6 protein-coding genes are annotated in these 10,164 nt (G+C 50.0%); 4 read left to right on the top strand and 2 right to left on the bottom strand.

Features of this window, described 5'->3' with window-relative positions; genetic code table 11:
- Positions 1-275 precede the first annotated feature (275 nt).
- Positions 276-2,792 carry a phosphoenolpyruvate synthase gene (gene ppsA, locus ACKFKF_RS32735; protein ID WP_446871573.1) on the bottom strand — a complete coding sequence of 839 codons (2,517 nt, stop codon included), beginning with the start codon at positions 2,790-2,792 and terminating at the stop codon, positions 276-278.
- A gap of 404 nt (positions 2,793-3,196) precedes the next feature.
- Here ppsA and ptsP point away from each other — a divergent pair, with 404 nt between their 5' ends.
- The 4 genes from ptsP (at position 3,197) to ACKFKF_RS32715 (ending at position 9,369) form a co-directional block, all read left to right on the top strand.
- Positions 3,197-5,698, top strand: coding sequence for a phosphoenolpyruvate--protein phosphotransferase (gene ptsP / locus ACKFKF_RS32730; RefSeq protein WP_446871572.1), 2,502 nt, complete (start codon positions 3,197-3,199; stop codon positions 5,696-5,698).
- 3 nt (positions 5,699-5,701) lie between these two features.
- Complete coding sequence (pfkB, locus tag ACKFKF_RS32725; protein ID WP_446871571.1) at positions 5,702-6,661, top strand: 1-phosphofructokinase; 960 nt, start codon at positions 5,702-5,704, stop codon at positions 6,659-6,661.
- Positions 6,662-6,689: 28 nt separating this feature from the next.
- Positions 6,690-8,525: a PTS fructose-like transporter subunit IIB gene (locus ACKFKF_RS32720; protein WP_446871570.1), complete on the top strand. Its 1,836-nt coding sequence runs from the start codon at positions 6,690-6,692 to the stop codon at positions 8,523-8,525.
- 238 nt (positions 8,526-8,763) lie between these two features.
- Positions 8,764-9,369 carry a peroxiredoxin gene (locus tag ACKFKF_RS32715; RefSeq protein WP_446871569.1) on the top strand — a complete coding sequence of 202 codons (606 nt, stop codon included), beginning with the start codon at positions 8,764-8,766 and terminating at the stop codon, positions 9,367-9,369.
- Positions 9,370-9,472: 103 nt separating this feature from the next.
- Here ACKFKF_RS32715 and ACKFKF_RS32710 read toward each other — a convergent pair whose 3' ends face one another.
- A complete protein-coding gene (locus tag ACKFKF_RS32710) occupies positions 9,473-9,733 on the bottom strand; it encodes a hypothetical protein (RefSeq protein WP_446871568.1) in 261 nt (86 codons plus the stop codon).
- Positions 9,734-10,164 lie beyond the last annotated feature (431 nt).

Genomic DNA, 10,164 nt, shown 5'->3' with positions numbered 1-10,164 from the left:
GGGGGGCAGAAGTGCCCAATAACGAAGCGAGAAAACTCCATCGAATTCACGTTAATTAGCTGAGAACGAATCACTAAGAACGGGCTATTTCAAGATTCTCACAACAGATTTAGGACTGCTATATGAAGTTATGTTAACAAAATTAGTCCACCTGTTTCTTCGTCTAATGTGAACGATCGCCCCGCTTCTGCAAGTTAGATTCGGGTCTTTTTCTTGGTTCTTCTTGAACAATGAAGCCACCCTGTTGATCGATGCCGCTTCACAGAAGGTTGGTGTTAGGGGTTTCGTGGGGAGGCGCTTTGTAGGGCGAGTCGAGTTCTCAAGACAGAATCGGGATTGAGGCTGATGGAGTCGATGCCTTGTTCGACTAGAAATTCGGCAAATTCGGGGTAGTCGCTGGGTGCCTGACCACAAATTCCGATTTTACGATCGAACTGTTTGGCTGTGGCAATGACTCGACTGAGTTTGCGTTTGACCGCTTCGTCGCGCTCGTCAAAGAGGTGAGAGACCAGAGCAGAGTCGCGATCGAGTCCCAAGGTTAGCTGAGTCAAATCGTTGGAGCCGATCGAGAAGCCGTCAAAGATTTCGCTGAAGCGATCGGCGAGTTCGACGTTGCTAGGAAGTTCGCACATGACGTAAACCTGCAAGCCATTTTCGCCTTGAGTCAGTCCATGTTTGGCCATTTCTGCTAAAACTTTGCGTCCCTCGTCGGGCGTGCGGCAAAACGGGATCATGGCAATCACGTTGGTCAATCCCATCTCATCCCGAACTCGCTTAAAGGCTTTGCACTCTAATCCAAAGGCTTCCCGGTATTTGGGGTCATAGTAGCGAGAAGCGCCCCGCCAGCCCATCATCGGGTTTTCTTCGCTCGGCTCAAACTGACGACCTCCAATCAAGTTAGCGTATTCGTTGCTTTTGAGATCTGACATTCTCACAATCACAGGCTTGGGATAAAAAGCCGCTGCCAGCATTGCAATTCCTGATGCCAGTTTATCTACGAAGTATTCCGTCAGATGTTCATATTGGGTGGTGAGTTGGCTAATTTCCCATTTTGCGCCCTTATCTTCCAGCGTTTCAAAATTTAATAGCGCCAGTGGGTGAATCTTAATGTGATTAGCGATAATAAATTCTGTGCGAGCCAGTCCGACTCCATCGTTGGGAATCAGGGAAAGCCTGAATGCTTCGTGAGGATTGCCCACATTCATCATGATTTTGGTCGGCGTGGGCGGCAGATCTCCCAAAGACAATTCTTCAATCTCAAAAGGTAACAGCCCGTCGTAAATCTGCCCTTCTTCTCCCTCCGCGCAGGACACCGTGACGGCTTGCCCATCTTTGAGAACTTCGGTGGCATTATCACAGCCGACGATCGCCGGAATTCCCAATTCTCTCGCAATGATCGCCGCGTGACAGGTGCGCCCGCCTTGATTGGTGATGACGGCACTGGCTTTTTTCATGATTGGCTCCCAGTCAGGGTCGGTGCGGGGCGTAACCAACACTTCGCCTTCCTGAAATTCGTTGAGCTTGCGGATATCGACGATCGTTCTCACCGTTCCCGCTCCGATCATTTCACCAACAGCCCGCCCCGTTAACAGCGGTTGAGCCGGCTTTTTGCCAGTCAGTTTATAGGTTTTGAGAATGTTGCGGGTGTTTTGAGAATGAATGGTTTCAGGACGCGCCTGGACAATGAACAGTTCGCCTGTAGTGCCGTCTTTTGCCCACTCGATGTCCATCGGACTGTAGGCATCTCGAACGCGAGAATAATGGTCTTCAATAATGCAGGCCCAGTTGGCCAGCTTGAGAATTTCGTCGTCTTGCAGAGCGTATTTTGCTTGCTCCGATCGCGGCACCAGAACCGTTGTCGTGGGTTTACTGCCGCCGATGTCGTAGATCATTTTGAGTTTTTTGCTGCCCAATCGTTTCTCAAGGATGGGTCGAAATCCCTGTTTGAGCGTCGGTTTGAAGACAATGTATTCATCGGGATTGACGGTTCCCTGGACGACCGTTTCCCCCAATCCATAAGCCGCCGTAACGAGTGCCGCATTGCTGAATCCGGTTTCGGTATCGATCGAGAACATCACCCCCGATGCCGCCAGGTCAGACCGCACCATTTTTTGCACCCCCACCGATAAGGCAATGTCAAAGTGATCAAAGCCTTTCGTCGTGCGATAAGAAATGGCGCGATCGGTGAACAAAGACGCAAAACAGTGGTGACAGGCTTCGAGAACGCGATCGATGCCGTGAATATTCAAATAGGTTTCTTGTTGTCCCGCAAAACTCGCGTCCGGTAAGTCTTCGGCAGTGGCACTCGATCGCACTGCAACATCAAGTCCGGTATGGCGACTCAGACAGGATTTTAGCTCGTTTCCAGTCAACCGTTCACAGGTCTCAACACTGCTTCCATAGCGTTCCGAAAGCTGTAAATAAGCGTTGAGAATTGCCGTTTCGAGTTCTATTGGAAAAGGCGTGTCTAAAATCATCGTTCGAGCTTGTCTACCGCGTTCCTGCAAGTCGTTGACATCCTCAATTTTGAGGTCAGCTAACAATCGCCGTAGACGCTCTTTGAGTCCAGCTTTTTCGATGAAGTAGCGAAAGGCATAGGCAGTTGTAGCAAACCCGGTCGGCACATTCACCCCTTGAGGTGCGAGTTGTTGAATCATTTCGCCCAGCGAAGCATTTTTGCCGCCCACGATCGCCACATCAGCAATCCCAACCTGCTCAAACCAAAGTACAAATTCAGTTTCTTTTGAATCTTGGCTTAACGCAGCAGTTTCTAACTTTTTAGCGGTAAACATTTTGATTTTTGTAAAAGTTTGGGGTTTTGAAGTGATTTTGGGATGTGAAAAAGTGATCTCTCGCGGGTAACTCGAAGAGATGGCGCTTCATTTCAATCCTACTTATAAGTGGAGTTTAGCTCAGACTTTGATGAGGCGTGTGTTTAGAAATTTGAAGCGTTCTCATGCCTCGCTTGATGGAGATTCTAACTTCTTTATTAAGTACAAAAAGCTACGCCCTAAGACAGATTTTAATTCGCCTTAAGCTAAGTATCACAACATTATTACTATTAAAGGAATTAAAGAACTCTCTAAAGTTTTGTAAAACCTGTAGCGGATGACTATCACTTTCAAACATTAATAGAAATAGGCTCTTTTTCAAACATAATCTTCAGACATTAATTAGCCAAATTTAGAACCACATGATGACGCTAAATAAGAGCAGTATTAAAGTAAAAGCTAATGCTGTTGATAAAGCTGATGCCATTCGTCAAGCCGGAGATTTGTTAGTCAAAAACGGCAACATGAAGCCAGAATATATCGCAAGTATGATGGCCCGAGAAAAGGTTGCGAATACTTATTTAGGAAATGGGATTGCAATTCCGCATGGGTTGCCGAGCGATCGCGATTTCATTCAGCAGACAGGCATTTCTGTTGTGCAGATTCCCAAGGGTGTTGAGTGGAATCCAGGAGAGAAAGTGCATCTCGTTGTGGGCATTGCGGCTAAGTCTGATGAGCATCTAGAAATTCTGGCTAATTTGACCCATGTTTTAGATGACGAAGCCACAATTCAGCGCTTATCTCATACGTCAAATCCCGATGATATTGTGGACTGCTTAACGAATCGATCGTCCTCTAATTCCAGCCCTTCTTCGCACTCAAGTTCACCCTCAGATTTTGCAAGCTTTGTAGACGTAACGATTCGAGAAAAAACGGGGCTTCACGCACGTCCGGCGACTCTTTTGGTCAATTTGGCTAAAGAATTTGAGTCAGAAATTCGCATTCGATACGGCGATCAAACTGCAAATGCAAAAAGCCTGGTATCACTTCTCAAATTAGGCGTTGAAGGTGGAAAAACCGTTCGTTTGATGGCTCAGGGAACGGATCAAACTCAGGCATTAGACACCTTAAGTCAAGCGATCGCTAAAGGGTTAGAAGATAAAGAAGAATCCTCAACGATTACATTAGGACGAACGTTAAGCTTTGAGTCGGCTCCGATTCCTGGAATTGCGGCTTCTCCGGGTGTGGCGATCGCTCCCATTTTTCAGTTCAAGCGCAGCAAGTTAGTGTTTGAATCCACCGCAAAAGATCCAGAGGCTGAGAAAGCTCGATTGAGCCAAGCGATCGCGACTGCGAAAATCCAATTAGGCAATTTGCACGACTCAGTAAAAACAAAATCAGGAGCCAGTCAGGCCTCGATTTTTTTAGCGCATCAAGCATTTCTCAGTGATGAAGAACTTGTTGAAGAAGCGATTTCTCAGTTGCAAACTCAGTTGCAAACTTACTCACAAACTCACTCACAAACTCACTCGCAGATTCGTAGTGCCGCCTGGGCCTGGCAAACGGCTTATGAACAACGCGCCCAAACCTTAGAAAAACTGTCTGATCCTTTGCTGGCAGGTCGAGCCACCGATTTGCGGGATGTGGGGCAACGAGTGCTGCGATTGTTGGCAGACACGATAGAAGATGCGCCCCAATTGCCCGATCGCCCCGTCATTCTCATCGCTGAAGACCTCACACCCTCTGATACGGCGAGTTTGAATCCAGCTTTGACGTTGGGATTCTGTACCGCTTACGGAGGTTCGACTTCGCACAGTGCCATCATTGCTCGATCGCTCGATATTCCCGCGATTGTTGGCGCAGGGGCAGCCGTTCTCAATTTGCCGGATGGTACGCCCTGCATTCTGGATGGCGAAAGCGGCAATCTCTATCCGCATCCTTCTCAGGCAGATTTAGAAACGGCGAGAGTTGCCCAAACAGATTTACAAGCCATTCGCGCCGCCGAAAAGCTGACCTGTTATCAACCTGCCCTGACCACCGACGGCCATCGAGTTGAAGTCGTCGCCAACATTGGAGCCGCCGCCGAAGCCGAACAAGCCGTCAATGCGGGAGCCGAAGGGATTGGATTGCTGCGGACGGAATTTCTATTTTTGAATCGATCGCACCCCCCCACCGAAGCAGAACAGTTCGCCGCCTACACCGAAATGACTCAGGCGCTTAATGGACTGCCGCTGATCATTCGGACTCTGGACATTGGCGGAGATAAAGCGGTGCCCTATTTAGAGATGCCGATCGAAGAAAATCCCTTTTTGGGCGTGCGAGGAATTCGGCTGTGTCTGCAACGTCCTGACTTGTTTAGACCGCAACTGAGAGCCATTTTTCGCGCCTCACAATCTGGTTTGGTCAAGATTATGTTTCCCATGATCGCCACGTTAGAAGACCTGCAAGCGGTGAGAAAAATTGCGGAAGACGTGCGTTTAGAAGTGGGCGCAGATCCGGTCGAAATCGGCATCATGATCGAAGTTCCGTCGGCGGCATTGATGGCGCATGAGTTGGCGAAAGAAGTCGATTTCTTCTCGATCGGCACCAATGATCTGACTCAGTACACATTGGCTATCGATCGCAGCCATCCCGCTCTCGCCAAACAAGCGGACGGATTACATCCCGCCGTGTTGCGTCTGATTGATCAAACTGTGCAAGCAGCCAATTCAGCCGGAAAATGGGTCGGGGTTTGTGGCGGCATTGCGGGAGATCCCAAAGGGGCAGCCATTCTCACGGGATTGGGCATAACCGAATTGAGCGTCAGCATTCCCAGTGTGGCGGCCGTCAAAGCAAAACTCCGCAGCCTCTCGCTGATCGAAACTCAAAAACTCGCCCAACGCGCCCTACGATGCCGCACTGCCCAAGAAGTCCGATTGCTGGTGTAAGTCATGAATCCAACTATTGCGACGATTACGCTCAATCCGGCGATCGATCAGACCGTCAGCATTCCCAACTTCAAAGCCGGAGAAGTGAATCGGGTCGAATCAGAACAGCGCGATCCGGGCGGCAAAGGCGTGAATGTGGCCTCGTTTCTAACGGGCTTCGGATTTTCTGTCACCGCTTCTGGATTTTTGGGCAAAGACAACGCCGATCTGTTTGATCACTTCTTTCAGCAAAAGGGGATTGAGAATCGATTTGTGTCGATCGCTGGCAACACGCGCATCAACGTCAAAATCACCGACACCGCCCAAAATCAAGTCACCGACATTAACTTCCCAGGGCAGGCACCCACCGAACGCGATCTGATGACATTCCATCAAACGATTCATGACCTGGCGGAAGAGTGCGATTGGTTTGTCCTATCGGGTAGCCTGCCTGCGGGAATTTCGCCTGACATTTATGGCAAGCTGATCGCCGATCTCAAAGCGCGAGGCAAAACCGTTGTTCTCGATGCCAGTGGTGAAAGCTTGCGGCGAGCCGTTCCGTTTGCGCCCTATGCGATCAAGCCCAATCTAGAGGAACTACAAGAGCTAGTAGGGCGACCCCTTGCGGGTATCTCAACGAGATCGCTCAACGATCAAACCGCCATTATTCAAGCCGCTCAACAACTGGCGCAGACGATTCACTGTGTCGTCGTCTCAATGGGCCCAAACGGAGCCATCTTTGTCGAACAAAACCAAGTGATTCATGCCCGTCCGCCGCAGATCAAAGTCGTTAGTACCGTGGGCGCAGGGGATGCGATGACTTCGGGCTTGATTGTTGGGAAGCTACGCGGCTGGTCACTCAGCGATTGTGCGCGGTTGGCAACGGCCTTCTCGATCGGCGCACTCAGTCAAATCGGGCCGCGCTTGCCTCCTAGAGAAACCGTCGAATCTTTGATGAACGAAGTTAGCCTATCCATTCTTTAACCATTCATTCTTTAAACCCACACCAGACATGAAATCGATCGAAAACATTGTGGCCGTCACCGCCTGTCCGACTGGCATCGCCCACACCTTCATGGCGGCCGAAGCCCTCAAAAAAACGGCTGAAACAATGGGCTATCACGTCAAAGCTGAAACTCAAGGAGCTGAAGGCATCAAAACGCCTCTTTCAGAACGCGCCATTGCTGACGCCGATCTGGTGATCATTGCGGCAGATGTGCACGTTGATCTGTCTCGATTTGCCAACAAGCCGATTTATACGACTTCAACCAGTCAGGCGATTCGCAATACCAAAACGGTGATCGAACAGGCCGTTGCTCACGTTAACCCAACTCAAGGTAATTCACCTCAAGTTAATCAAGTCCCCCACTCAGCGTCACCGAATTCGAGCAGTCCTGAACCTGCGGCGGCTCCCTTCCATTCTCAAGCAGACCCCTCTACAGCCAAACACCTCGTCGCTATTACCTCCTGCCCCACGGGAATCGCCCACACCTTCATGGCGGCTGAGGCGTTGAGAAAAAGCGCGATCGCCCTCGGTCACACCATCAAAGTTGAAACCCAAGGTTCCGTCGGGGCCAAAGATCAACTGACTCCCGAAGAGATTGCTCAAGCCGATGCTGTCGTGATTGCCGCCGATACTCATGTTGATCTGTCCCGCTTTAAAGGCAAGCGGCTTTACGAAACTTCCACCAATCAGGCGCTTAAGTCTGGACAAACGGTGATCGAAACCGCCTTAGCGCTACCCGAACCCCAGACACAGACCACCAACGGACAGGGAAATTACGTCGATGCCGTCCGGCAAGCCAAAGCAGAACAATCGGCTCGACGATCGGGCCCGTATCGTCACTTGCTCACCGGAGTTTCCTACATGCTGCCTGTGATCGTGGCGGGTGGATTGATCATCGCGCTGTCTTTTGCCTTCGGACTCAAACCTGAACCCGGAAGCTTTGGGGATGCCTTGTTACAGATTGGCGGAAAGTCAGCGTTTGCCTTGATTGTCCCCGTCTTGTCGGGATTTATTGCCTTCTCGATCGCCGATCGTCCCGGTCTTGCCCCTGGTCTGGTGGGCGGCATGTTGGCTTCTAATTTAGGAATGGGATTTTTGGGCGGCATCCTTTCTGGCTTTTTGGCTGGCTACATTTCCCTGTTCATCCGCGACAAGGTGAATTTGCCCAAAAACTTTGAGGGATTGAAGCCTGTTTTGGTGATTCCTCTACTCGCGACGTTGGTCGTCGGATTGCTGCTCGTCTACGTGTTTGGTGCGCCCGTTAAAGCAATTTTGGATGGCTTGACCGCCTTTTTGCAGAGCATGGGACAAACCAACGCCGTCATTCTCGGCTTAATTTTGGGGGGAATGATGGCCGTCGATATGGGTGGCCCAGTCAACAAAGCAGCCTACACCTTTGCCGTCGGACTGCTGGCCAGTGACGTAGTACAACCGATGGCCGCCGTGATGGCCGCTGGCATGACTCCTCCGCTCGGTCTGGCCCTGGCAACATTTTTGGCGAAGCGATTGTTTACGATCGAAGAACAAGAAGCCGGAAAAGTCGCCTCTGTTTTGGGGATTTCATTTATCACCGAAGGCGCGATTCCGTTTGCCGCCAAAGATCCGATTCGCGTCATTCCCGCCTGTGTGTTGGGTTCAGCGATTACAGGCGGATTGTCGATGCTGTTTGGCTGTACCCTTCGCGCCCCACACGGCGGAATTTTCGTCCTGGCGATTCCTAACGCGGTGACTCAAGGTGGATTGTATGTGGTGGCGATTGCCGTCGGCACCCTAGTAACCGCTCTGGCAGCAGTCCAGCTCAAACGCTGGCAACCCAAAACGACAGAACCCCAACCCTCCTAGAAAGCAGCCTCAATCGATCGTAAGGTGACATTGTTCAGCGTGACATCTCAATTGTTGGAAGCGTTCTTGATGAAGCTGAGATTTGCTTTTACATCGTTAACTCGAACTCATAATGACTGCGAAAACGCGATCGCTGTGCTATTGTTGTAACAGTTCATAAATAATTGAGCTTGCCTTTTTGGGCCTGTGAAACTATTTACTGAAAGTAGACGTACTGCTGCAAGGAGACCCTTTTCCCATGACTCATCCCAATGAAGGATGCCTGAGAGTCGGTCAGACCGCTCCCGACTTTACTGCGACGGCTGTCGTTGATCAAGAATTTAAGACGATTAAACTGTCTGATTATCGCGGCAAGTACGTCGTGTTGTTCTTTTATCCCTTAGATTTCACCTTCGTTTGCCCGACTGAAATCACTGCATTCAGCGATCAATACGAAGCTTTCAAAAATCTGGGCACCGAAGTTTTGGGCGTGTCTGTTGATAGCGAATTTTCTCACCTGGCTTGGATTCAGAGCGATCGTAAGTCTGGCGGTGTCGGCGATCTCAACTATCCGTTGGTGTCTGACATCAAGAAGGAAATCAGCATTGCTTACAACGTGCTTGACCCGGATGCGGGTGTTGCTCTGCGCGGTCTGTTCATCATCGACAAAGATGGCACTCTGCAATATGCAACCGTCAACAACCTGTCATTTGGTCGCAGTGTCGAAGAAACCCTTCGCATCTTGCAAGCAATTCAATATGTGCAGACTCACCCTGATGAAGTTTGCCCCGCTGGTTGGCAGCCCGGAGACAAGACGATGAATCCTGATCCCGTCAAGTCGAAAGAATTTTTTGCAGCAGTTTAGGTCACTATCTGAAGTTACTATTTGCTAGTTGAAGTGTCCGTAGTAAGGAATCCGTCTGAGTACGGCCCTGCTGCGGGCATTTTTTGTAGATGTTTTTTGCGTTTTAGAGACTCTGGTCGGGGTCGATACCTTGCGATCTCTTTGAGTTACCCGCAAGGGGTCGCAAACATTCTGCCAGTCGATCGGCGCGTTGTTTTTCCTGTTCAGCCCGTCGTCCATTCAGCGTCGGGGGCACATTGGGAACAAAAAACCAATCAGGGTCTTCTGCACCTTTTTCGAGCGGGTCAGTCAGTCGCCAATAGATGCCACTGTCTTGACCAATGCAGTATTGACCATCCGGATTCTGCTGTTCTAAAAGCGGCAAAATCGAATCGGTCAGTAGGATGCTCTTGAAAGTTTTTTACAAAAGTTCCATCCGACTCTGGCAACTGAGTATGGTCAGGTAAGGTGAGTCTGACTGTAGTAGAAGGGGTGACGGCTGTCATAGGTCAACAGCGATCGCAAGCGTGAGGTAGGAAAGCGTGAAACATAAGGGAACGGAATACGACAAACAATGCTCCAATTCCCCTTAAATGTATCGTAACAATTGAGCTTTCTAAGGTTTATCCAAAAGCTGTCCTTTGCCGTCAAATTTTTGGGCTGGGTCAATGATGTGAGCATTGGTGTAGAGAGTTCGTATAAGCACCCACTAACTAAGCGCCGTTTAGCGTACTCGATCGGTTAGAGTGCAGTTGTGCAGTTGGGGCGCATCTATTGGTTGGGGGAGCGACTGTCGGCGATTCGCGAGAATAGAAG

It is taken from the genome of Phormidesmis sp. 146-12, assembly GCF_052939495.1.
Note: the sequence above shows the minus strand (reverse complement) of the source record. Positions and strands in the feature narration are given on the sequence as shown.

What these genes read in the sequence shown, in the direction of transcription:
- ppsA (WP_446871573.1), bottom strand. Translation starts at nt 2,792, where the DNA reads ATGTTTACCGCTAAAAAGTTAGAAACTGCTGCGTTAAGCCAAGATTCA.
- ptsP (WP_446871572.1), top strand. Translation starts at nt 3,197, where the DNA reads ATGACGCTAAATAAGAGCAGTATTAAAGTAAAAGCTAATGCTGTTGAT.
- pfkB (WP_446871571.1), top strand. Translation starts at nt 5,702, where the DNA reads ATGAATCCAACTATTGCGACGATTACGCTCAATCCGGCGATCGATCAG.
- ACKFKF_RS32720 (WP_446871570.1), top strand. Translation starts at nt 6,690, where the DNA reads ATGAAATCGATCGAAAACATTGTGGCCGTCACCGCCTGTCCGACTGGC.
- ACKFKF_RS32715 (WP_446871569.1), top strand. Translation starts at nt 8,764, where the DNA reads ATGACTCATCCCAATGAAGGATGCCTGAGAGTCGGTCAGACCGCTCCC.